At 76.3% G+C, this 25,971-nt stretch carries 5 protein-coding genes; 4 read left to right on the forward strand and 1 reads right to left on the reverse strand.

Going from position 1 to position 25,971, the window contains the following annotated elements; translation table 11 throughout:
- Positions 1-9: 9 nt before the first annotated feature.
- Positions 10-22,965: a non-ribosomal peptide synthase/polyketide synthase gene (locus tag ABD332_RS02105; RefSeq protein WP_344498883.1), complete on the forward strand. Its 22,956-nt coding sequence runs from the start codon at positions 10-12 to the stop codon at positions 22,963-22,965.
- 57 nt (positions 22,966-23,022) lie between these two features.
- On the opposite strand, the gene ABD332_RS02110 is transcribed toward ABD332_RS02105, so the two are convergent.
- Complete coding sequence (locus ABD332_RS02110) at positions 23,023-24,045, reverse strand: ABC transporter substrate-binding protein (RefSeq protein WP_344498885.1); 1,023 nt, start codon at positions 24,043-24,045, stop codon at positions 23,023-23,025.
- 152 nt (positions 24,046-24,197) lie between these two features.
- On the opposite strand from ABD332_RS02110, the gene panD reads away from it, so the two are divergent.
- From panD to ABD332_RS02125, 3 genes are read left to right on the forward strand one after another with little or no spacing between them, the layout of a single operon-like run.
- On the forward strand, positions 24,198-24,650 hold the full coding sequence (gene panD, locus ABD332_RS02115) for an aspartate 1-decarboxylase (protein ID WP_344498886.1): 453 nt from the start codon (positions 24,198-24,200) through the stop codon (positions 24,648-24,650).
- Positions 24,651-24,687: 37 nt separating this feature from the next.
- A complete protein-coding gene (locus ABD332_RS02120; RefSeq protein ID WP_344500676.1) occupies positions 24,688-25,026 on the forward strand; it encodes a hypothetical protein in 339 nt (112 codons plus the stop codon).
- 57 nt (positions 25,027-25,083) lie between these two features.
- Positions 25,084-25,953: an alpha/beta fold hydrolase gene (locus ABD332_RS02125; protein ID WP_344498888.1), complete on the forward strand. Its 870-nt coding sequence runs from the start codon at positions 25,084-25,086 to the stop codon at positions 25,951-25,953.
- Positions 25,954-25,971 lie beyond the last annotated feature (18 nt).

Genomic DNA, 25,971 nt, shown 5'->3' on the forward strand with positions numbered 1-25,971 from the left:
GGAACAACCGTGTCCACAGTGGACGTGCTGCGGCAGCTGGACGACTGGAACGACCCGACGGAGCCCGGCCACCGCAGCACCGTCGCCGCGGCGTTCACCGCCCAGGTCCGGCGGACCCCGGAGGCGCTCGCCCTCGTCGCGGGCGGCACCCGGCTCAGCTACGCCGAGCTCGGCGCCCGGGTCTTCCAGCTGGCCCGGTCGCTGCGCCGGCGGGGGCTCGCCGACGAGGAGGTCGTCGGCATCGCCGTGCCACGCTCCGCGGAGATGGTCGTCGGGGTCCTCGCCGCCATGGTCGCCGGCGGGGCGTTCGTGCCCGTCGACCCGTCCTGGCCGGCGGAGCGGCGCCGGCAGGTGCTCGCCGACGCGGGCGCCCGCATCGTCCTGGACACGGCCGCGTTCGAGGCCGGGTTCGCGGACGAGTCCCCGGAGCCGCTCGACCTGGACCTGGCGCCGGCCCGCCTCGCGTACGTCATCTTCACCTCCGGCTCGACGGGCCGGCCGAAGGGTGCGATGATCCGGCACGAGGCGATCTGCGAACGGCTGCGCTGGCAGATCGAGGAGATCCTGCTGTTCGGGCCCGGCGACGCGAGCCTGTTCAAGGCGCCGCTCGCCTTCGACATCTCCGTCAACGAGATCCTGCTGCCGCTGGTGTCCGGCGGCACCGTCGTCGTCGCCGAGCCCGGCGGCGAACGCGACCCGCAGTACCTGCTCGACCTCATCGCGGCGGAGAAGGTCACGTTCGTGTACCTCGTCTCGTCCATGCTGGACGTGCTGCTGGAGATGGATCGGGGGCACGGCCGCCTGTCGGGCCTCAAGCACGTCTGGTGCGGCGGGGAGGTGCTCACCCCGGAGCTGTTCGACCGGTTCCGCAACCAGCTCGGCACCACCCTGTACCACGGCTACGGCCCCGCCGAGGCGACGATCGGCGTCTCCCACGTCATCTACCGCGACGCCGCCGAACGCATCGCCACCTCCATCGGCCGGCCCAACCCGCACACCCAGCTCTACGTCCTGGACGACACGCTCACGCCGCTGCCGCCCGGCGAGACCGGCGAGCTGTACGCGGCCGGGTTCCTGCTCGGCCGCGGGTACGTCAACGCGCCGGCCATGACCGCGGCACGGTTCGTCGCCAACCCCTTCGGCGTGGGCAGCCGCCTCTACCGGACCGGCGACCTGGCCCGCTGGACCCCGGACGGCACCCTGGAGTTCGTCGGCCGCGCCGACAACCAGGTGAAGATCCGCGGCATGCGGCTGGAGCTGGAGGAGGTCGAGGCGGTCCTCGCCGCGCACCCGTCGGTCCGGCACGCGGCCGTCACCGTGCGGCGCAACGCGGCCGGCGCCGCGCACCTCGTCGGCTACGTCATCGCCCCGGCCTCCACGGCGGGCGCGGACCTGCTCGCCTGGTGCTCCGAGCGGCTGCCCGAGCACGCGGTGCCGAGCGTGATCGTGCCGCTGGACGCGCTGCCGGTCAACGCCAACGGCAAGGTCGACCGGGCCGCGCTGCCCGCGCCGGCCCTGCCGGGCAGCGGCGGCGGACGGGCGCCGGAGACCGCCATGGAGCGGGCGCTGTGCGACGTCTTCGCCGCCGTGCTCGGCGTGCCCGTCGCCGCGGACGACGACTTCTTCGCCCTCGGCGGGGACAGCATCGTCGCCATCGGCGTGGTCCGCGAGGCCCGCCGCGCCGGGATCGCGCTGCGCCCCCGCGACCTGCTCACCCACCGCACCCCGGCGGGCGTCGCCGCCGTCACGTCGGTCGCCGCCGCCGCGGCGCCGTCCACGGTGGAGCGCGCCGGCGCCGTCCCTGACACCCCGATCGTCGCGTGGCTGCGCGAGCACGGGCCCGCCCTCGACGGCTTCTACCAGGCGGTCAGGCTGCACACCCCGCCCGGCCTCACCTTCGATAACCTCCAGCAGATGGTGGCGGCGCTGCTCGCCGCCCACGACGCGCTGCGGGCCCGCGTCGACGACGCCGGCGGCCTCACCGTCGCGCCGTTCGACCCCGCCGCCGTGCCCGCGGTGGCGCCGGCCGGCACCCTGGCGGAGACCGTCGCCCGGCTCGACCCCCGCCGCGGTGTCATGGCCGCCTTCACCTGGGACGAGCAGGCCGGGCACCTGCTCGTGGCCGTGCACCACATCGTCGTCGACGGCGTCTCCCTGCGGGTCCTCGCCGAGGACCTCGGCGCCATGTGGGACGGCGGCACCTTCGCGCTGGAGCCCGCCGCCACGTCGCTGCGGCAGTGGGCCACCGCCCTGCACGGCGCCGCCCGCGACGGGAGGTTCGCCGCCGACGTCGCGTACTGGCAGCGCGCCGCCGCCGTCGCCGACCCGCCGCTGGGCCGCCGCCCGCTCGACCCGGCCCGCGACCTCGTCGCCACCGAGGAACGGCTGACCGTCAGCCTGTCCACCGCCACCACCGCGCGGCTGCTCGGCGCCGTCCCCGCCGCGATCCACGGCGGTGTCGACGACGCGCTCGTCACCGCCGCCGCCCTCGCCGTGCACCGCCGCCGCGGCGCGGCCGGGCCGGTGCTGCTGGAGCTGGAGGGGCACGGCCGGCAGGAGTACCTGCTTGAGGGCCCAGCCGGCGACCTCGACCTGTCCCGGACCTTCGGCTGGTTCACCACCCTCTACCCGGCCGTGGTCGACCCCGGCGACGGCACCGACCTCGGCGCGGCGGTGAAGGCCGTCAAGGACCAGCTGCGGGCGGTGCCGTCGCAGGGCCTCAGCCACGGCGTGCTGCACCACCTCGCCGGCCGGGCGGACCTCGCCGCGGCGCCGCAAGTGCTCGTGCACTACCTCGGCCGGTTCGGCGCCGGCGACGGCCGCCCCTGGACGCAGGTGTCCACCGTGGACGAGGACCGCGACCCGCGGATGCCGCTGCCCCGCGTCCTGGAGCTCAACGCGGTCACCCTCGACACGGCCGACGGGCCGGTGCTGTCCGCGACGTTCAGCTGGCCCGCCGGGGTCCTCGACCGGACCGACGTGGAGGCGCTCGCCGGCCACTGGGCCGGGCTGCTCGACGCGATCGCCGCCGACCCCCGCGTCGCCGGGCACACGCCGTCGGACTTCCTCCTGCTCACGCTGGACCAGTCCGATGTGGACCGCTTCGACACCGGCGCGCTGCGGGACGTGCTGCCGCTGTCGCCGCTGCAGGCCGGGCTGTACTTCCACGCCACGTACACCACCGGCGCCGACCCGTACGTGGTGCAGCAGCGGGTCGAGCTCACCGGCCCCCTCGACGCCGACCGGCTGCGTGCCGCCGCGGACCGGCTCCTGGACCGGCACCCGAACCTCGCCGCCGCGTTCCGCCCCACCGCCGCCGGTGACGTCGTCGCCGTGCACGCCGGCGGCACCGCCGCGCCGTGGCGGACCGTCGAGGTCACCGACCCGCGGGACGGCCGTGAACTCGACGGGATCGCGGCCGTGGACCGGTCCCGGCCGTTCGACCTCGCCGAGCCGCCCGCGATGCGGTTCACCCTGGCCCGCCTCGCCGCCGACCGGCACGTGCTCATCCACACGATCCACCACATCGTCGCCGACGGCTGGTCGGTGCCGGTGATGTTCAACGACCTGCTCGCCCTGTACGCCGGCGCGCCGCTCCCACCGCCGGTGCCGTTCCGCGACTTCCTGGCGGCGCTGGATGGACAGGCGCCCGACCTGGCGGTCTGGGACCGGCTCCTTGACGGGGTGACCGAGCCGACCCGGCTCCTCGCCGCGCTGCCACCCACCGGCGACGGCGCCGACGGGCACGGCCGCGTCACCCGCGAGCTGCCGGCCGCGCTCGCCGCGTCGGTGCGCGGGTTCGCGACCGCGCACGGCCTCACCGTCGGCAACGTGGTCGGCGGCGTCTGGGGCGTGCTGCTCGGCCGGCTCACCGGGCGGGCCGACGTCACGTTCGGCTCGACGGTCGCCGGCCGGAGCCTGGCCGTGCCCGGCATCGAACGCATCGCCGGCCTGCTCATCAACACCGTCCCGGCGCGGGTGCGGTGGGCGCCCGGCGAGCCGCTCGCCGCCGCCGTCGGCCGGTTCGCCGCCGACCAGCGCGAGACCATGGAGCACGAGCACGCGCCGCTGACCGAGCTGCAGCGCCGGCTCGGCACCGGGGAGCTCTTCGACACCCTCGTCGTCGTCGAGAACTACCCGGACATCGAGGTCGCGGGTGGGGACCTGCGGGTCACCGGCATCGACGTCGTCGAGGCGCCGCACTACCCGGTCACCCTCATGGTGCGCCCCGGCGACCCGTTCACCGTCACCGTCACCCACGACCGGCGGCACGTCGACACCGCCACGGCACGGCGGCTGCTCGGCATGTACGAGACGCTGCTGGCCGCCCTGGACGGCACCTGCGCCGCGCCGCTCGCGACCCGCGCCGCCGCTCCCGCGCTGCCCACGGTGCATGACGGGACCGTGCTGGACCTCCTGACCTACCCCGGCGGCACGGCTGTCGTCTGCGGGGACCGGGAGCTGACCTACGCGGAGCTCGACCGGCGCTCCGGCCGGCTCGCGCACGCCCTCGCCGCCGCCGGGGTGCGCCGCGGCGACCTGGTCGCGGTCGCCGCCGCCCGCTCCGTGGACCTGCCCGTCGCGGTGCTGGGCGTCCTGCGGGCCGGCGCGGCCGTGCTGCCCGTGGATCCGGCGTACCCGGCGGCCCGCATCGAGCTGATGCTCCGCGAGGCGGCACCCGTCTGCGTCCTCACCGACGACGCGGCATCCGGCGGGCACGGGCTGCCGGTGCTGCGGATCGGCGCGGCGGTCGACGGGGCCACCGGCCACCTGCAGGTGCGCGGGCTCACCGGCGCCGACGCCGCCACCGTGCTGTTCACGTCGGGCTCGACCGGCGTGCCGAAGGCGGTCGTCGGCACCCACGCGGCGCTGGCCAACCGGCTCGCCTGGGCCCGGGACGCCTGGGGCCTGCGGTCCGGGCGGGTGCGGATCGCGAAGAGCTCGCTGAGCTTCGTCGACGGCACCACCGAGCTGCTCGGCGGGCTCGTCGCCGGCGCGACCGTCGTCCTCGCCGACGACGCCACCGCCGCCGACGGCGCCGCCCTCGGCCGCCTCGTCGAGCGCAGCGGCGCGACGCAACTGCTGGCCGTGCCGAGCCTCGCCGCGGCCCTCGCCGACAGCGCCCCGTCCCGCGTCCGCGGGCTGCGCCGCTGGATCACCAGCGGCGAGGCGCTCACCCCGTCCGTCGTCCGGGCACTCACGGCCGCGTCGCCCGGCGCCGAGATCGTCAACTCGTACGGCTCGTCCGAGGTCGCCGGTGACGTCCTCACCGCCGTCGTCACCGCCGCGGACCGGCCCGTCCCGCTCGGCACCGACGTCCCCGGCGTGCGGGTGCACCTGCTCGACGCGGCGCTGACCCTGGTGCCCGACGGCGCCGCCGGCGAGATCTACGTCGGTGGCGTGCAGAACGCCCGCGGCTACCTCGGCCGGCCCGGCATCACCGCCGGCCGGTTCGTCGCCGACCCGTTCGGCGCGCCGGGGGACCGGCTGTACCGCACCGGCGACCTCGGCCGCCGCGACGCCGCCGGACGGATCGAGTTCCTCGGCCGCGCCGACGACCAGGTGAAGATCAACGGGTTCCGAGTGGAGCTCGCCGAGGTCGAGGCGGCCCTCACCCGCCACCCCGGCGTCACCGGCGCGGCGGCCGCCGTCCGCGGCAGCGCCCTCGCCGCATACGTCGCCGGCGCCGGCGTCGACCCGGCCGCCGTCCGCGACGCGCTGCGCGCCGAGCTGCCCGCGCACCTGGTCCCCGCGACCGTCACCGTCCTGGACGCGATCCCGCTGCTGCCCAACGGCAAGCGCGACCGCGCCGCGCTGCCGTCGCCGGTGGTGCCGCGCCAGCGGGGCGCGCAGGGCGGCGGCTCGCCGCGGGCGGCGCGGATCAGCGCCTGCTACACCGCCGTGCTCGGCACCGAGGCCGGGCCCGGCGACGACTTCTTCGCCCTCGGCGGCGACAGCATCGCCGCCATCCGCGTCATCAACCGCCTCGCGCAGGACGGGATCGTGCTCACCACCCGCGACATCTTCGACCACAGGACCCCGGGCGCCCTCGACGCGCACCTGTCCGCCGCGACCCCCGGCACCGCGGTGGCGCAGGCGGACCCGGAGGCGGTCGGCCCGCTGCCGTTGCTGCCCGCCGTGGAGCGGCTCACCGACGTCCCCGACGGCGCGCCCGCCCGGGTCGCGCTGTTCGAGGCGCCGCCTGGACTCACCGGGCCCGTGCTCGAGCGCGCCCTGCAGGCCGTCCTCGACCACCACGACGGGCTGCGCCTGCGGATCACCCGGGAGTCCGGCCTGTTCCTCACCCTGGAGCTGACCGCCCCCGGCACCGTCGAGGCCCGCACCGTGCTGCGCCGCGCGCACCTCGAGGCGGGCGCCGTGGACCGGGCGCTCGCCGCCCTCGACCCGGCGGCCCCGCTCACGGTCGTGTGGCTCGACGCCGGTGCCGGCGCGGCCGGGCGGGTGCTGCTCGCCGGGCACCCCCTCGCCGCCGACGACGTGACCCTGACCCTGGTCGCGGACGACCTCGCCGCCGCGTGCGCCGCCATCGCCGACGGGCGCACCCCGCAGCCGGCGCCGGTCGGCACGCCGCTGCGCGCCCACGCCCGCGCCGCGCAGGAGGACGCGGGCCGCCCGGCCCGGGTCGCCGAGTTCGCGCACTGGCAGGACGTGCTCCGCCCCGCCGCTGATGTCGCGCCCGGTTTCCACGGCGCCGCGCCGGGAACCACGAGCCGGCACACCCGGGTCTTCGAAGGGACCCTCGCCGCGAAGCTGGCCGCCGCGCCGGAGCTCGCCGCGGTCGCCGCCCTCCGCGTCGCCGTCCAGGAACCCGCCGACCTCGTCGTCGAGGTCGAGCGCGCCGCCCGCCACCTGGTGCGGGTCGGCGCCGGCGAGGACCTCACCCGCACCGCCGGCCTGTGCGCCGCGGTCGTGCCCGTCCGCGTGGCGGCGGCCGCCGACGCCGAGGCCGCGCTGGTGCACGCCGCCGTCGCGCTCGGCGCCGCACCCGACGGCGGCGTCGGCTTCGGCCTGCTGCGCCACGGCAACCCCAGGGTCGGCCGCGCCCTCGAAGGCCTGGAACGCGCCGCCGAGCCGCGGATCCTCAGCCGCAGCTCCGGGTTCGGCGCCCCGGGCGGCTGGCCCAGGCTGCCGGTCGCCGCGTCCGCCGACCCGCTGCTCGGCACCCGGTACGCCATCCAGTGCGACCTCACGCTCACCGGCGACGGCCGGGTCGAGGCGACGCTCCAGCACGTGTCCGAGGTGGACGGTGCGGGCCTGGCCGAGCGGTGGTGGCGCGCACTGGAGGCGATGTCGCAGCAGACGCAGCCCGCCACCGAGGTGTGGGACCTGTCGCCGCTGCAGCTCGGCGTGTACTACCAGGCGACGTTCGACCAGACCGCCAACACCTACATCGCGCAGAACGTGTTCGAGCTCGACCGGCGCGTCGAGGTCGACGCGATGACGGCCGCGTTCGGCGCGCTGCTGCGCCGGCACCCCACGCTGCGGGCCGCGTTCGTCGGCGAGGGCGTCCCCACCCCCGTCCAGGTCATCGCGCCCGCGGAGACGGTGCCGGCCGTGGTGTCCGTTGTGGACACCCCAGACGACGCCGCGTTCGCCGCGCTGGTCGACCGGGACCAGACCGAGCCGTTCGACCTCGCGGCCCCGCCGCTGGTGCGCCTCACCGTCGCCCGCCGCCCCGGCGGCCGCGACGCGCTGCTGCTGACCAGCCACTTCCTGCTGTGGGACGGCTGGTCCCGGGAGCTGGTCCTGCGGGACCTGTTCGCCCTCTACGCGGGCCGCACCCCCGCGGCGCCCACGGCGTCGTTCACCGACTACCTGCGCTGGCTCACCACCCGCGACACGGCCGGGTCCGGCGCCGCGTGGCGCAACGCCCTCGCCGGGGTCACCGAGGCGACCCTGGTCGCGCCGGAGGCCGCCGGGCGCGCGCCGATGCTGTCGGAGCGGGTCCACGCCGTGCTGCCCGCCGACGTCACCGCCCGCCTCACCGAGCAGGCCCGGCGCGGCGGCGTCACCCTCAACTCGCTGCTCACCGCCGCGCTCGGCCTCGTCATCGGCTACGAGACCGGCCGCGCCGACGTCGTGCTCGGCACCACCGTCGCCGGCCGCCCGACCGAGCTGCCCGGCATCGACCAGGTCGTCGGCCTGTTCCTCAACACCGTGCCGGCGCGGGTCACCGCGGCCGCCGGCGCGACCGTGCTCGACCTCGCCCGCCGCGCCCAGGCCGACCGGCTCGACCTCGGGCCGCACGAATACCTGGGCCTCGGCGAGATCCAGCGGGCCGCCGGCCACGAGCAGCTCTTCGACTCCCTGTACGTGCTGCAGAACTTCCTCGCCGACGACACGTTCGCCGACCTGGAACGCGAGCAGGGCATCGCCGGCGTCGGGTACACCGACACCACCCACTACCCGCTCACCTGGGTGCTGACCCCGGGCGCGACCCTGCGGCTGAAGCTCGAGTACCGCCCCGACGTGTTCACCGGGGCGCGGGCCGCCGCCCTCGCCGACCGGCTCGTCCGGCTCCTCACGACCCTGGCCGGCGGGCTCGACGTCCGCGTCGGCGCCCTCGACCTGATGTCGCCCGGCGAGGCGGACGGGCTGCGGGCGGCGTGGCGGTCCACCGAGCACCCGATCGTCGACGCCACCATCGCCGACATGCTCGCCGAGCGGGCCGCGGCCTGCCCCGCCGACACCGCGCTCGTCGCCGCCGGCGAGACCCTCACCTACGCGCAGCTCGACGCCCGCGTGAACCAGACCGCGCGGCTGCTGCTCGACCGGGGTGCCGGGCCGGAGCGGATCGTCGCACTCGCCCTGCCCCGCGGCATCGACATGGTCGTCGCGCTGTTCGCCGTGCTGCGGGCGGGCGCGGCATACCTGCCGCTGGAGCTCGACCACCCCGTCGACCGGCTCGCCGAGATCCTCCTCGACGCCCGCCCGGCGCTGCTCGTCGCGCTGCCCGGCACGCCCGTCGCGGCCCGGCACGACGGCGCCGTCGTCAGCCCCGCCGACGCGGCCGCGTTCCCGTCGGACCCGCCGCCGGCGACCGGCGACCCGCACCGCCTCGACCGGCCCGCCTACGTCATCTACACGTCCGGCTCGACGGGCAAGCCGAAGGGGGTCGTCACCCCGTACCGCGGCCTCACCAACATGCAGCTCAACCACCGCGCCGAGATCTTCGCCCCGGCGGTCGCCCGGGCCCGGGCCGCCGGCCGCGACCGGCTGCGGATCGCCCACACCGTGTCGTTCTCCTTCGACATGTCGTGGGAGGAGCTGCTGTGGCTCGTCGAGGGCCACGAGGTGCACGTCTGCGACGAGGAGCTGCGCCGCGACGCGGTCGCGCTCGTCGCCTACTGCCAGGCGCAGCGGGTCGACGTCATCAACGTGACCCCCACCTACGCCCACCACCTCTTCGACGAGGGGCTGCTCGACCCGGCCGGGCACCCGCCGTGCCTGGTCCTGCTCGGCGGCGAGGCCGTCTCCGACGCCGTCTGGTCGCGGCTGCGCACCACGGACGGCCCGACCGGCTACAACCTGTACGGGCCCACCGAGTACACGATCAACACCCTCGGCGCGGGCACCGAGGACAGCGCGACGCCGACGGTCGGCCGTCCCATCTGGAACACCCGCGGCTACGTCCTCGACGCGTTCCTGCGGCCCGTCGTGCCGGGCACCATCGGCGAGCTGTACATCGCCGGCGCCGGCCTCGCCCGCGGCTACCTCAACGCCGGCGGGCTGAGCGCCGCCCGGTTCGTCGCCGACCCGTTCGCCGCCGGTGGCCGCATGTACCGCACCGGCGACCTCGTCCGCGAGCGCCCCGACGGGAACCTCGACTTCCTCGGCCGCAGCGACGACCAGGTGAAGATCCGCGGCTACCGGGTGGAGCTCGGCGAGGTCGAGGCCGCCGTCGCGGCGCTGCCGCGGGTCCGCCAGGCGGCCGTCGTGGCCCGCGCCGACGCGTCGGTGCCGGGCCTCAAGAAGCTCGCCGCCTACCTGGTGCCGGCGGGCGACGACACCGACCTCGCGAGCGCCGTGCGGGCGGCCCTGGCGGAGCGCCTGCCGTCCTACATGGTGCCGTCCCTGTACGGCGTCGTGCCGTCCCTGCCGCTGACCGTCAACGGCAAGCTCGACGTCGCCGCCCTGCCCGAACCGACCGCGCCCGGCGCCGCCGCCGGTGCCGTGCGGGGCCCGCGCAACGACCGCGAACGCGTGCTGTGCGCGATCTACGCCGACGTGCTCGGCCTGCCCGCCGTCGGCGTCGACGAGGACTTCTTCGTCGCCGGCGGGGACAGCATCTCCTCGATCGCGGTCGCCGGCCGGGCCCGCCGCGAGGGCCTGCCCGTCACCCCGCGCGACATCTTCCGCCGCCGCACCGTCCAGGCGGTCGTCGCCGGCCTGCCCGCCACCACGGAGGTCGCCGCTGCCGCCGCCGACGACGCGGTCGGTGTCGTCGCGCTGACGCCGATGCTCGCCGAGACCCGCGCGGCGGCGACCCCGCTGACCGGGTTCTACCAGGCGATGACGTTCCGGACCCCGGCCGCGCTGACCCGGCCGGCGCTCGACGCCGTCCTGCGCGCGCTCGCCGACACCCACCACCTGCTGCGCGCCGTGGTCGACCGCGACTGGACGATCACCGTCCCGCCGGCCGGCCCGCCCGTGCCGGTGACCGAGAGCGCCGACCTCGACGCCGAGGCCGCCGCCGCACGCCTCGACCCGCACCGCGGCGTCATGCTGCAGGCCGTCTGGTCACCGGCGGCCCGGGAGCTGCTGCTGGTCGCGCACCACCTCGTCATCGACGGCGTGTCGTGGCGGATCGTCGGCGCCGACCTGGCCCGCGCCTGGCAGGACGTGGCCGCCGGCCGGCCAGTGGCCCTCGACCCGGTGCCGGCGTCGTTCCGCGGCTGGTCCCGGCTCACCGCCGCGCGCGGCGACCGGTTCCAGGCCGAGCTCGGCCACTGGCGGGACGTCCTCGCGACCCCCGACCCGCTGCTGGGCTCCCGCCCGCTCGACCCCGCCGCCGACACCGGCGCGACGGTGCGGACGGTCACCGTGACCCTGCCGGCCGCCGACAGCTTCCTGTCCCGGGTGCCGGCCGCCATGTACGGCACGGTCAACGACGCCCTGCTCACCGCGTTCGCCCTCGCCGTCGGCGCCTGGCGGCCGACGCGTGCCGGCTCGGCGGTCCTGGTCAGCCTCGAAGGCCACGGCCGGGAGGGCGACGTCTACGACGCCGACGTCGACCTGTCCCGCACCGTCGGCTGGTTCACCGCCATCCACCCGGTGCGGCTCGACCCCGGCGCCGTCACGTGGGACGGGGTCCTCGCCGCCGGGCCCGCCCTCGCCGGCGCCGCCCGCGCGGTCAAGGAGCAGCTGCGGGCCGTGCCCGGCAAGGGGCTCGGCCACGGCGTCCTGCGCCACCTGCGGCAGGAGCTGACCGGCCCCGTGCCGCAGATCCTGTTCAACTACCTCGGCCGGTTCCCGGCCGGGTCCGCCGGCGACTGGGCGCCGACCGGGCCGCTGCGCGAAGGCGTCGACCCGGCGAACCCGGCGATGACCCTGGAGGTCAACGCGTTCGCCGCCGACGGCCCCGGCGGCACCACGTTCACCGCGGCGCTGTCCTACCCGTCGGGGCTCTTCACCGAGGCCGACGTGGCCGGGCTCGCGGACCGCTGGCTCGCCGCGCTCGCCGCCCTCGGCCGCTGCGAGGCCTTCGGCCACACCCCGTCGGACTTCCCCCTGGTGCGGCTCACGCAGGAGGACGTCGACGACCTCGCCGGCTTCGAGGACGTCCTGCCGCTGCTGCCGCTGCAGGAGGGCATGTACGTGCACCAGGCCATGGCCGAGCCCGGCGCCGACACCTACGTGGTGCAGCAGGTCGCCCGGCTGACGGGCCCGGTCGACCCGGCGCGGCTGCGGGCCGCGGTCGAGGCGACCGTCCGCCGGCACGCCGCCCTGCGCGCGGGCTTCCGCGAGCTGCGCGACGGCCGGATCGTCCAGGCGGTCGCGCCGTCGGTCGAGGTGCCGTGGCGGGTCGTCGCCGGCGGCGACCTCGCGTTGGTCTGCGCGGAAGAGCTGGCCCGGCCGTTCGACCTGGCCCGGCCGCCCGCGCTGCGCTACGCCCTGGTCTCGCTCGGCGACACCGACCACCGGCTCGTCGAGACGATGCACCACGTCCTCGCCGACGGCTGGTCCTACCCGCTGGTGTTCAGCGACATCGTCGCCGCCTACGAGACCGGCGCGGACCTCCCGGCGCCCGCGACCACGTTCCGCGACCACGTGGAGGCCGTCGCCGCCCGGGACCGGGACGCGGCCCGCGCCGTCTGGGCCCGCGCCCTCGACGGGGTCGCGCCGTCGCTGCTGTACCCGTCGGGCAGCCCCGTCGCCGCGCACGACAGCGTCCACAGCGCACTGTCCACCGAAGACACCGCGGCCCTGTCCGCCGCGGTCCGCGCGCACGGCGTCACGCTCAGCACCGCCGTGCACGCCGCGTGGGGGCTGCTCCTCGGCCGGCTCCTCGGCCGGGACCGGGTCGTGTTCGGCTCGACCGTCTCCGGCCGCGGCGGCGAGCTGCCCGGCGTGGAGACGGTCGTCGGGCTGCTCATCAACACGCTGCCGCTGCCGCTGTCGTGGCGGCCCGGCGAGACCCTGGGCGCGGTCCTGACCCGGCTGCAGGACCTGCAGACCGAGGTGCTCGACGCGCAGCACGTCGGCCTCGCCGAGCTGGCCCGGCTCGCCGGCGTCCGGGAGCTGTTCGACTCGATGGTCGTCGTGGAGAACTTCCCGGCGGTCCGGGCGGGCGTGGACTCGCCGCTGCGGGTCGACGGATTCACCGGCACCGACTCGCCGCACTACCCCCTCGCCCTGGTCGCGTTCCCCGGCGACGAGCTGACCCTGGAGGTCAAGTACGACGTCGCGCTCGTCGGCGCCGCCCGGGCCGCGGAGCTCCTAGCCCTGGTCGAGGAGATCCTGCGCGGCTTCGTCACCGGCCTCGACCAGCCGATCGCCGCACCACCCGCGCGGGCAGGCGTGGACGGCACGTCGGCCGTCCCGCGCTCCACCGTGGACGGCACGCTCGCCGGGCCGCGGGCAGGCGTGGACGGCACGCTGGCCGAGCCGCGCTCCACCGTGGACCCGGCGGCGGTGGCGGTCAGCCACGGCGGCGACCACCTCACCTACGCCGAGCTCGACGCCCGCGCCAACCGCCTCGCCCGCGAGCTGACCGCCCGCGGGGTGCGGCCCGAGTCGCGGGTCGCGGTCGCGCTGCCCCGCGGCCTCGACCTGGTCGTCGCGCTGGTGGCCGTCGTCCGCGCCGGCGGCTGCTACGTCCCCGTCGACACGGGCGCGCCGGCGAGCCGCATCGCGTACATCCTCGCCGACGCCGCACCGGTGTGCCTGCTCACCGACGCGGCCACCGCCGCCGAGCTGCGCGGCGACGTCCCGGCGGTCCTCGTCGACGGGCCGCTGCCGGCCCACGACACCGGCCCTGTCACCGGCACGAGCCTCGCGCCGGACAACACGGCGTACATCATCTACACGTCCGGCTCGACCGGGCGGCCGAAGGGCGTCGCGGTCACCCACCGCAACGTGCTCACACTGTTCGCCGCCGCCGAGGAGCTGTTCACGTTCGGCGCGGGCGACGTGTGGACGATGTTCCACTCCTACGCGTTCGACTTCTCCGTCTGGGAGCTGTGGGGCGCCCTGCTCTACGGCGGCCGGCTCGTCGTCGTCGACGGCGACGTCGCCCGCGACCCGCGCCGCTTCGCCGCGTTGCTGCGCGACGAGCGCGTCACCGTGCTCAACCAGACGCCGTCGGCGTTCTACCCGCTCATCTCGGAGGACACGACCGGCCTGGCGCTGCGCTACGTCGTCTTCGGCGGCGAGGCGCTCGACCCGTCGCGGTTGCGGCCGTGGTACGAGCGGCACGCCGACGACGCCCCGCGGCTGATCAACATGTACGGCATCACCGAGACCACGGTGCACGTGACGTTCCGCGCGCTGAGCCGGGCCGACGCGGCCGCCGGCAGCGTCATCGGGGATCCGCTGCCGAGCCTGCGCGCCCACGTCCTGGACGCCCGGCTGCGGCCCGTCCCGCCCGGCGTGACCGGCGAGCTGTACGTCGCCGGCGACCAGCTCGCCCGCGGCTACCTCGACCGGCCCGGCCTGACCGCGTCCCGGTTCGTCGCCAACCCGTTCGGCCCCGGACGGCTGTACCGCAGCGGCGACCTCGCGATCCGGACCGCCTCCGGCGACCTGGTCTACGCCGGGCGCTCCGACCAGCAGGTGAAGGTCCGCGGCCACCGCGTCGAGCTCGGCGAGATCGAGGCGGCGATCCTCGACGTCGACGGCGTCACGAACACCGCCGTCAACCTGCACGACGGGCGGCTCGTCGCCTACCTCGTCGGCTCCTCCACCGTGGACACCGAGCTCGTGCGGGCCTCGCTGGCGCAGCGGCTGCCGTCCTACATGGTGCCGGCGGCGTATGTGCGGCTGCCCGCACTGCCGCTCACCGTCAACGGCAAGCTCGACCGGGCCGCGCTGCCCGCGCCGACCGGCGAGCGGGCTGCACCGGTCGAGGTCGCCGCCGGCGAGTCCGACACCCAGCGGCTGCTGCGCACGCTCGTCGCGGAGGTTGTCGGGCTGACCGAGGTCGGCGCCGACGAGGACTTCTTCACCGTCGGCGGCGACAGCATCATCGCCATCCAGCTGGCGAACCGGGCCCGCCGCGCCGGCCTGTCCATCAGCCCGCGCGACGTGTTCGTCCACCGCACCGCCGCCGCCCTCGCCGCGCAGCTGGCGCCGGCCGCCACCACTGAGCAGGCGGCGCCGGTGACGGCGGCCGCCGCGGGCGACGGGGTCGGCGAGGTGCCGCTGCTGCCGATCGTGCAGCGCCTCGCCGAGCTGGGCGGCCGCATCCACCGGCACAACCAGGCCGACCTGCTCGTCACGCCCGCCGGGCTCACCCACGAGGACGTCACCGCGCTCGTCGACGGCCTGGTGCGCCGGCACGACGCGCTGCGCCTCCAGCTGCACCGCCCCTCGCCGATGCTGTGGTCCCTGGAGGCCCGCCCGTCCGCCGCGGTGTCCACCGTGGACGTCCGGCGGGTCGGTGCGGCCGGGCTCGCCGACGCCGCGCTCCGCGAGCTGGTCGGGGTCGAGTCCGACGCGGCCACCGGCCGGCTCGACCCCGACGCCGGCGAGGTCCTGCAGGCCGTCTGGTTCGACCGCGGGCCGGGGGAGCGCGGCCGGCTGCTGCTCGTCGCCCACCACCTCGTCGTCGACGGCGTGTCCTGGCGGATCCTCACCGAGGACCTCCGCGACGGCCTCGCCGCCGGCCCGGTGACGGGCACCTCGCTGCGCGCGTACGCCCGGCTGCTGCAGGAGCAGGCCGGCCAGGCGGCGCGGCTCGGCGAGTTCGAGCACTGGGCCGCGACCCTCGCCCCCGGCGGCGAGCTCGACCCCGCGAAGCACACCATCGGGCTCACGGCCGGCCAGACCCGCGACCACGACCTCGTCCTCCCGCCGGACGTCACCGGGCCGCTGCTCGGCGCGGCCGGCGCCGACGTCACCACCGCGCTGGTCGCGACGCTGGCGGCGGCGGTCGCCCGCTGGCGGTCCGCGCGCGGCGGCGACCCGTCCGCGCCGCTCACCGTCGACCTGGAGCGGCACGGCCGGGAGGAGCTCGACGGCACCGACCTGTCGCGGACCGTCGGCTGGTTCACGGCGATCGCACCCGTGCGCCTGCCGGCCGTACCGGACGCGCACCAGGCAGTGGCGGAGGCGCGCCGGCTGGTGACGGCCGCGCCGGACAACGGGCTCGGGTTCGGGCTGCTGCGCTACGCCAACGCCCGCACCGCCCCGGCGCTCGCGCGGCTCGGCACGCCGCAGGTGCTGTTCAACTACCTCGGCCGGTTCGCCGCGCCGTCCGACGCGGACTGGGACACCGCCCCGGAGGCGGACGCGCTGCGGACCGCGTCCGACCCGGACCTCGGCACGCCGTACCTGCTGGAGGTCAACGTCGCCGTCCGCACCACGCCGGACGGCCCGGAGCTGCGGGCCGTGCTCACCTACGCCGACGAGGGCCTGGACATCCCCGGCCTCGCCGCGCACTGGGCCGGCGTGCTGCGGGAGCTGGGCGCGCCCACGGAGGAGGTGTGGCCGCTGTCGCCGCTGCAGGAGGGCCTGTACGTGCAGGCGGGCCTCGCCGGCGACGCCGACGTCTACATCGCGCAGAACGCGTTCGACTTCACCGGCCGCCTCGACCGCGACCGCCTCGCCGCCGCCTGGACCCGCGTCCTGGAGCGGCACCCGGCGATCCGGCTCGGCTTCACCGTGTCGGGCACCCGGCCCGTCGGCGTCCTCGGCGCCGCCCTGCGCGGCGAGGTCGGGGTCGTGGAGGCCACCGGCGACCTCGAGGCCGTCATGGCCGAGGACCGGACCCGGCCGTTCGACCTGACCGCGCCGCCCCTGGTGAGGCTCACGATCGTGCGCCGGCCCGACGGCACCGACCGGCTGCTGTTCACCTACCACCTGCTGCTGTGGGACGGCTGGTCCCGCGAGCTCGTGCTGCGGGACCTGTTCGCCCACTACGCCGGGCAGACCCCGGCGCCGCCGGCCGGCCGGTTCACCGACTACCTCGACTGGGTCGCCGCCCAGGACGCCGATGCCTCCGCGAAGGCGTGGGCGGATGCGCTGCGGGGCCTCGACGAGCCGACCGTGCTCTACCCGGCCGCCGCCGGCACCCGGCCGGTCCTCGCGACCAGCATCGCCCGGCAGCTCACCGAGGAGCAGACGGCCCGCCTCACCGCGCAGGCCCGCGCGGAGGGCGTCACGCTCAACGCCGTGCTCAGCACCGCGCTCGGCGTCGTCCTCGCCCACGCCGCCGGCCGCAACGAGGCCGTCTTCGGTACCACGGTCGCCGGCCGCCCGACCGAGCTCGACGGCATCGACGAGGTCGTCGGCGTCTTCCTCAACACCGTCCCCGCCCGGGTCACCCTGACCCCCGGCGAGGCGGCCCGCGACGTGCTGCGCCGCGTGCAGGCCGACCGGATCGACCTGATGCCGCACGAGTACCTCGGCCTCGGCGAGATCCAGCGGGCCGCCGGCCGCTCGACGCTCTTCGACAGCCTGTACGTGCTGCAGAACTTCCTCGACGACGACACGTTCACCGACCTGGAGACCGAGCACGGGATCGTCGGCGTCACCGCGGTCGACGCCACCCACTACCCGCTCACCTGGGTCGCCACGCCCGGGAGGCGGCTGCGGATCCGCCTCGAGTTCCGCGCCGACGTCGTCCCGCCCGGGGACGCCGACGCGCTGCTCGACCGGCTGCAGCGGGTCCTGCTGGCGCTCGCCGGCGACGTCACCGGGCCGGTCGCCGCGCTGCCCGTCGCGGACCCGGCCGTGCTGGAAGGCGTCCAGGGGGAGATCCTGCCGGAGACGATCGCCGAGCTGATGGCGGCGCAGGCGGCGCGCACCCCGGACGCGCCCGCGCTCACGTCCGGCGCGACCACCGTCACGTACGCCGACCTCGACGCCCGCGTCAACCGGCTCGCCCGGCACCTGCTGCGCCTCGGCGCCGGCCCGGAACGCGTGGTCGCGCTCGCGCTGCCCCGGTCGATCGACATGGTCGTCGCGCTGTTCGCCGTGCTGCGCACCGGCTCCGCCTACCTGCCGCTGGAGCTCGACCACCCCGACGAGCGGCTGCGGGTGATGCTCGACGACGCCCGCCCGTCGCTGGTCCTGACCGCCGGCCGCCTCGACGGTGTCCGCCTCGACGAGCTGGACCTGTCCGGCGAGTCCGGCGCCCCGCTCACCGGCGCGGAGCTCGGCGCGTTCGCGCCCGGCACCCCCGGCCGCCTGCACCACCCCGCGTACGTCATCTACACGTCCGGCTCGACCGGGCGGCCGAAGGGCGTCGTCACCCCGTACCTGGGGCTGACGAACATGCAGCAGAACCACCGGCAGGCCATCTTCGCCCCGACGATCGCCGCGCACGGCGGCCGCACCCTCACCATCGCCCACACCGTGTCGTTCTCCTTCGACATGTCGTGGGAGGAGCTGCTGTGGCTCGTCGAGGGCCACCACGTGCACGTGTGCGACGAGCACCTGCGCCGCGACGCCGTCGCCCTCGCCGGGTACTGCGCCCGGCACCGCGTCGACGTCGTCAACGTCACCCCGACCTACGCCCAGCACCTGCTCGACGCGGGCCTCCTCGACGGGCCGCACCGGCCGGCGCTGGTCCTGCTCGGCGGCGAGCACGTCCCCGAAGGGCTGTGGGCGACGCTCCGCGACACCGACGGGGTGCTCGGCTACAACCTGTACGGGCCCACCGAGTACACCATCAACACCCTCGGCGGCGGCACCACCGACAGCGCGACGTCCACCGTGGGCACCCCCATCTGGAACACCCGCGGTTACGTGCTGGACGGCTGGCTGCGCCCCGTGCCGCCCGGCGTCCCCGGCGAGCTGTACATCACCGGCGCCGGCCTCGCCCGCGGCTACCTCAACCGGCCCGCGCTCACCGCCGACCGGTTCGTCGCCGACCCGTTCGTGGCCGGCGGCCGCATGTACCGCACCGGCGACCTCGTCCGGCTCCGCACCGACGGGCTGCTGGACTTCCTCGGCCGCACCGACGACCAGGTGAAGATCCGCGGCTACCGGATCGAGCTGGGCGAGGTGCAGGCGGCGATCGCCGCGCAGCCCGGCGTGCGGCAGGCCGCCGTCCTCGCGGTCGCCGACGGATCGGGGGGCAAGCGCCTCGTCGCGTACGTCGTGTCCACTCCGGACGGTCTGGACGTGGCGGCGCTGCACGCGGCGCTGAAGGCGACGATGCCCGCCTACATGGTCCCCGCCGCGTACGCCGTCGTTCCCGCGCTGCCGCTGACCGTCAACGGCAAGCTCGACGCGGCCGCGCTGCCCGAGCCGCGGCCCGTCGCCACCGCCGGGCGCGCCGCCGCCACCGACACCGAACGCCTGCTGTGCACCGTCTTCGGCGAGGTGCTCGGCATCGACGGCTACAGCGTCGAGGACGACTTCTTCGACCGCGGCGGCCACTCGCTCATCGCGATGCGCCTCCTCGGCCGGCTGCGCGCCGAGCTCGCCGCGGACCTGCCGCTGCGGGCGCTCTTCGACGCGCCCACCCCCGAACGGCTCGCGCTGCGGCTCACGTCGGCCGGCGCCACCGCCCGTCCGGCGCTGACCCGGCGCCCGCGCCCCGAACGGATCCCGCTGTCGCCGGCCCAGGAGCGGCTCCTCCTGCTGCACCACCTCGACCCCGCCTCGACCGCGTACAACTACCCCCTGGTCATGCGGCTGCGGGGCGGCGTCGACGTCGCGGTGCTGCGGGCCGCCCTCGCGGACGTCACCGCCCGGCACGAGGTGCTGCGGACCCTGGTGACCCTCGACGGGCAGCACGTGCTCGAGGCCGTCGACGTCCCGGTGCACGACCGGCTCGACGCGGCCCTGTCAGCCCCGTTCGACCTGGCGGCCGAGGCGCCGATCCGGGCCGCGGTCGTCGCCGAGCCCGGCGGCGACACGCTCCTCGCCCTGGTCCTGCACCACATCGCGATGGACGAGTGGTCCGACCAGCCGCTGCTGCGCGACCTGACCACCGCCTACACGGCCCGCCTGGCCGGCCGGGCTCCACAGTGGACGCCGCTGCCGGTGCAGTACGCCGACTACGCCGCCTGGCAGGCCGACCTGCTCGGCGACCCCCTGGACCAGGCCAGCGGCCACGCCACCGCCCGCCGGTTCTGGCTGCGGCAGCTGCGCGGCCTGCCGGAGGAGATCCCGCTGCCCGGCGCGCTACCGCGGACCGCACCCGGCCCCGCCGGGCAGGTCGGCGCGACGCTGCCCGCCGCCCTCGTCGCCCGGCTGCGCGTCATCGCCGGGGAACAGCAGTCCAGCCTGTTCATGGCCCTGCACGCCGGCCTCGCGGTCCTGCTGTCCCGGCTCGGCGCCGGGGAGGACGTGCCGATCGGCACGCCCACGTCCGGCCGTGGCGACCCGGCGCTCGCCGACCTCGTCGGGTTCTTCGTCAACACCGTCGTGCTGCGCACCGACCTGACCGGCGCGCCGACGTTCACGCAGCTGCTGCGGCGGGTCCGCGCCGCCGACCTCGCCGCGTTCGAGCACGCGGAGCTGCCGTTCCAGCAGGTCGTCGAGGCCGTCAACCCGCCGCGGGCGGCCGGCCGCAACCCGCTGTTCCAGGTGATGATCGGCTACCACCACCGGCCCGCCGACTCCGTCGCCGGCGGCACCGTCCTCGGGCTGCCGCTCGGCCCGGAGCCGGAGTTCGCCGCCGATCCGAAGGTCGACGTCAACGTCACCTTCGTCGACGCGGGGGAGACCGTCGCCGTCACCGTCGAATACGACACGGCCCGCTTCACCGCAGCCACCGCGTCGCGGCTGACCTCGCGCCTCGTCGGGCTCCTCACCGACCTTGCCGCGCATCCCGACGCGCCCGTCCGAGACGCGGCGCTCCTCGCGGCGGACGACGAGACCGACCTGGCCGCGTGGCGGGACGGCGGGCCGCTGCCGCCGACGGGCTCGTGGGTCGCGGCGTTCCGCGGCCACGCCGCCCGTGCCCCCCACACCGACGCGCTCGTCAGCGGCGGCCGTACGTGGAGCTACGCCGAGCTCGACGCGGCCTCCGACCGGCTCGCCGCGGCGCTGGCCGCGCGGGGTGCCGGGCCTGAGCGGCTGGTCGGGATCTCGCTGCCGCGCACCGCGGACCTGGTCGTCGCGCTGCTCGCCGTGCACAAGGCCGGCGCGGCGTACCTGCCGCTGGACCCGGCGTTCCCGGCCGAGCGCCTCGCGTACATGGTGCAGGACGCGGAACCCGTCGTGGTGCTGACCCCGGACACCGCGCTGCCCCCGGCGGAGCCCGCGGGCCTGCCGCACGCGGAGCCCGGGAACGCGGCGTACGTCATCTACACCTCGGGGTCGACCGGCCGGCCGAAGGGTGTCGTGGTCACCCACCGCGACCTCGACGCGTTCCTCGCCGCGATGGACTCGGCGGTGCCGATGACGGCCGAGGACCGGCTGCTCGCCGTCACCACCCTGTCGTTCGACATCTCCGTCCTGGAGCTGATGCAGCCGCTGCGCACCGGCGGCTGCATCGTGCTGGCGTCGGGCGAGGAGGTCCGCGACCCTGCCCTGCTCGCGCCGCTCGCGGCGGCGGCGACCGTCATGCAGGCGACGCCGTCGCTGTGGGCGGCGCTGCTGGAGGCGTCCGATGTGGACCTCACCGGCGTGCGGGCCCTCGTCGGCGGCGAGGCGCTGCCGCCGTCCCTGGCGGACCAGCTGCGCCGGCGGACCCGTTCGGTCACGAACCTGTACGGGCCGACCGAGGTCACCGTGTGGGCGACCGTGTCCGCCGTCGGGGAGGGCCGGCCCACCATCGGCGGGCCGCTGCCAGGCACGACCGCGCACGTCCTGGACGCCGCCCTTCGGCCGGTGCCGCCGGGCGTCGCCGGTGAGCTGTACCTCGGCGGCGCGCAGGTGACCCGCGGCTACCTAGGCCGCGCGGCGCTGACCGCCTCCCGGTTCGTCGCCGCCGCCGGCGGGGCCCGCCTGTACCGCACCGGCGACCTCGTCCGGTGGCTGCCCGGCGGCGACCTCGAGTTCCTCGGCCGCACCGACTTCCAGGTGAAGGTCCGCGGGCACCGCATCGAGCTCGGCGAGATCGAGGCCGCCCTCGCCGCGCAACCGGCGGTGACCCGTGCGGTCGTCGTCGCCCGCGACGACCGGCTCGTCGGGTACGTGACCACCGACGGCACCGACCCCGGCGACCTGGGGCGGCACCTGGCCGAGCGGCTGCCCGCGTACATGGTGCCGGCCGCGTTCGTGGTGCTGGACGCGGTACCGCAGACACCCAACGGCAAGGTCGACCGGGTGGCGCTGCCCGCGCCCGACTTCACCGCCACCACCACGGCGGACCGCCCGCGCAGCAGGACCGAGGCGCGGCTGTGCGCGCTCGTCGGCGAGGTGCTCGGGGTGGCGCGGGTCGGCGTCACCGACGACTTCTTCGCCCTCGGCGCGCACTCGCTGCTGCTCGTCAGGCTCGCCGCGGCCGTCCGCCGCGAGCTCGGTGCCGACGTGCCGGTCGCCGACCTGTTCACGGCGCCGACCGTGGAGGGCCTCGCCCGCCGGTTGGCCGGCGACCTGCCACCCGGTGACGCCCTCGCGCCGGTCGTCACGCTGCACCCCGGCGCCGGGCGGCCGCCGCTGTTCTGCCTGCCTCCGGCGAGCGGTCTCGTCTGGCAGTTCGCGGGGCTGAAGCGGCACCTGCCGGCGGACGTGCCGCTCATCGGGCTGCAGTCGCCGCGCCTGAGCCGGACCACCGGCCTGCCGTCCACACTGGACGAGCTCGCCGCGGAGCTCGCCGGCCGGGTGCTCGAGCACGCGCCGGACGGCCCGGTGCGGCTGCTCGGCTGGTCGTTCGGCGGCGCCGTCGCGCACGCCGTCGCCCGGCTGCTCGTCGCGGCCGGCCGGTCGGTGACGTTCGTCGGCATGCTCGACTCGCGCGTCACGCTGCCGGCCGTCGAGGGGGAGTGGGACGGGCCGGCCGCGATCGCCGCGCTGCTGCAGGAGCTGGGCTACGACGTGCCGGCCACCTCGGTGCCGACGGTGCGGGACGCGGTGTGGTTCGTGCGGGCCGCCGGCGGTGGCGTGGCCGCCCTCACCGACGAGCAGATCGCCCGGGTCGTGGAGAACTACCTCGACAGCGACCGGATGATGGCCGGCGCGCGTCCCGGCGTCCTCGCCGCGGACGTGCTCTTCGTCGACGCGACCGTGCCGGAGCCCGGCTTCACGGGGACGGCGTCGGACGGGTGGCGGTCCCTTGTGGACGGCCGGCTGACGGCGGTCGGGCTCGCCTGCGGGCACTCGGAGCTGCTCGACCCGGCGGTGCTGGAGCAGCTGGGGCCGCTGGTGGCCGAGGCGCTCTGACCGCAGACAAAGAGGGGCGGCGCCACGACGGCGCCGCCCCTCTTGCATGGTCGCGGGTTACGCGGCGGCGAGGTCCGGGACCTTCGTGGCCGGGTCGTTGTCGGCGGCGGCGGCGAGCGCCGGCACCAGGATGTCGAGGGCGAAGAGCAGCGCGTTGGGGCCGCTGTAGGCCAGCGCGCCGGACAGCGGGGTCTCGAACGTCGTGTACAGGGCGCGGTCGGTGGTGACGACCTTCAGCTTGGCGAACACCGGCGAGGCGGTCATCGTGGCCTTGGTGGCGCCGTTGACGAAGAGGATGTCCTTGTCGAGCAGGTCGAGCCGCTCCTCGCTGATCTCGTCCTTCTCGGCCTGCGCGGCGAAGCCGAGCGCGTCGAACAGGGCGCGGCGCGGGTCCTTGGCGGCGATGAGCCAGTGCTGGCCGTTCTCCGGGCCGAAGTCCTCGACGAGCACCTTGCCGGCGAACTCGGGGTGCGCCTTCTTGACCTCGGCGAGCTTCGCGTTCACCTTGTCGACGAGGGCCTTCGCCTCGGCCGACTTGCCGAGCGCCTTGCCGGTGGTCAGCGTCTGTACGTCCCACGGGGTCTGCTCGTCGGCGTAGTCCTTCGACTGCACGACCGTCGGCGCGATCTGCGTGAGCCGGTCGTACGTCTCCTGGTTGACCGTCTCGTAGATGGCGATGATCAGGTCGGGCTTCTCCTTGAGGATGGCCTCGAAGTTGATCTCGGCGGAGAACGTCGGCAGCGTCTTGTCGCCCAGTGTCGACTTGACCCACGGGTAGTTCGGGTACTCGGTGAACCACTCGCGGGTGCTGACCGGCGTGACGCCCAGGGCGAGCACGAAGTCCTGGTCGTTCCAGCCGACCGTGAGGACCCGCTTCGGCTCGGACTCGATCTTCGTGGAGCCGAACTTGTGCTCGATCGTGACGGGGAACGCGGCCGGCGCGGCGGAGCCGCTGGGCGTCGCGGCGGCGGAGTCCTTCGCGTCGTCGCCGCAGGCGGCGAGGCCGGTCACGGCGAGCAGGGCGGCCGCGGCGAGCGCCGTGCGGCGCGACCACGTCCTGGGTCGGGGGGTGCGGGTCATCAATGCTCCTTGGAGAGTTCGGGGTCGCGGCCGCCGCGCCGGAGGGTGGCGCGCCGAGGCAGGAATGTAGGTTAGCATTGCCTAACTTAGGATGGGCTTCCATGTCCGTCCTTTCGGGACCTCCATGTCTGCCCCTCGGAGAGGACGACTCAATGCAGCGCACCCTGCTCGGCGGAAAGATCCACCGCGCCACGGTGACCCAGGCCGACCTGCACTACGTAGGATCGATCACCATCGACAGCGCGTTGCTGGAGGCCGCCGGCCTGGTCGAAGGGGAGCAGGTGCAGGTCGTCGACATCGACACCGGCGCCCGCCTCACCACGTACGTGATCGAGGGCGCCCGCGACAGCGGGGTCATCGGCATCAACGGCGCCGCCGCCCGCCTCGTCTCGCCCGGCGACCTGGTGATCATCATGTCGTTCGAGCTGGTCGACGCCGCCGAGGTCGCCTCGCACCGGTCCCGCGTCGTCCACGTCGACAGGGCGAACCGCATCGTCGAGCTCGGCACCGACCCGGCCGCGCCCGTCCCCGGCGACCCAGACCAGCGCTCCGGCCGGGACGCCGGTCTGAACACTGCCGCGCCGGCCCTCGCCGCGAGCCGCTGACGTCATGGCCCCGCCGTGGGGGGACGACGCCTGCACGCTGACGGTGTGCCGCGACTGCTGCTGCGGCAGCACCGACAAGCACCCCGACGTCGACCACGACGCGCAGCTCGCCGCGCTGCGCTCCGGCGCCGGCCGGCACCGCGTCCGCGTCAGTGAGTGCCTCTCGGTCTGCGAACGCTCCAACGTCGTGGTGGTCCAGCCCTCCCGGGCCGCCCGCCGCGGCGGGGCCAGACCCGTCTACCTGGGCGACATCCTCGGCCACGACACCGTCGACGCGGTGGGCGCGTGGCTCACCGCCGGCGGCCCCGGCGTCGCCGAGATGCCCCCGGGGCTGCGGGACCACGAGTTCGACGCCGCGACCTGCGTCGGCTGCTGAAAACCGGCGTCGCGGCGGGCCTTCCCGAGATCGCGTCTCATCACCGATGCTGAGCCGATGGTCATCGCCCTGGCCCGCCGCGACGACGTCACCATCGCCTACGAGCGGCTCGGCCCGCCCGGCGGCGAGCCCCTGCTGCTCATCATGGGGCTCGGCATGCAGCTGCTGTCGTGGCCCGACGAGCTGTGTGCCGAGCTCACCGGCCGCGGCTACAGCGTCGTCCGCTTCGACAACCGCGACGCGGGCGAGTCGACGCACTGGTCGCAGGCCGGCAGCCCGGGCCTGTTCGACCTGCTGACCCGCCCGCGGGCCGTGGCGCCGTACCGCCTGGCCGACATGGCGCTCGACGCCGTCGCCGTCCTCGACGCCGTCGGCTGGCCCTCCGCCCACATCGCCGGCGCCTCCCTCGGCGGCATGATCGCGCAGACCCTCGCGATCGGGCACCCGGACCGCGTGCGGACGCTGACCTCCATCATGTCCACGCCGGCGCCCCAGATCGGCCGCGCGCGGCTCGGGGCGCTGCGCGCCCTCGGCATCCCGCCGGCCACCACCCGCGACGAGGCCGGCGAGCGCATGCTCCAGGTCTTCACCGCCATCGGCTCGCCCGCCTACCCGCGCGACGAGGCGTGGCTGCGCGACGTCGGCCGCCGCGCGTACGACCGCGGCCACGACCCGGCCGGCGCCCGCCGCCAGCTCGCCGCCATCCGCGCGTCCGGCGACCGCCGCCCGGGCCTGGCCACGGTCCGCGTCCCGACGCTGGTCGTGCACGGCGACGCCGACCCGCTCATCCGCGTGGCCGGCGGGCACGCCACCGCCGCCGCCGTGCCCGGCGCCCGCCTCGTCGTCCACCCCGGCATGGGCCACGACCTGCCGCGCCCGCTGTGGACGCCGATCCTCGACGAGATCGGCGCCCTCACCGCCGCCTGATTCCGGTTGCGGGTCCGC

The organism is Dactylosporangium maewongense (assembly GCF_039531485.1).
Classification (GTDB): Bacteria; Actinomycetota; Actinomycetes; order Mycobacteriales; family Micromonosporaceae; genus Dactylosporangium; species Dactylosporangium maewongense.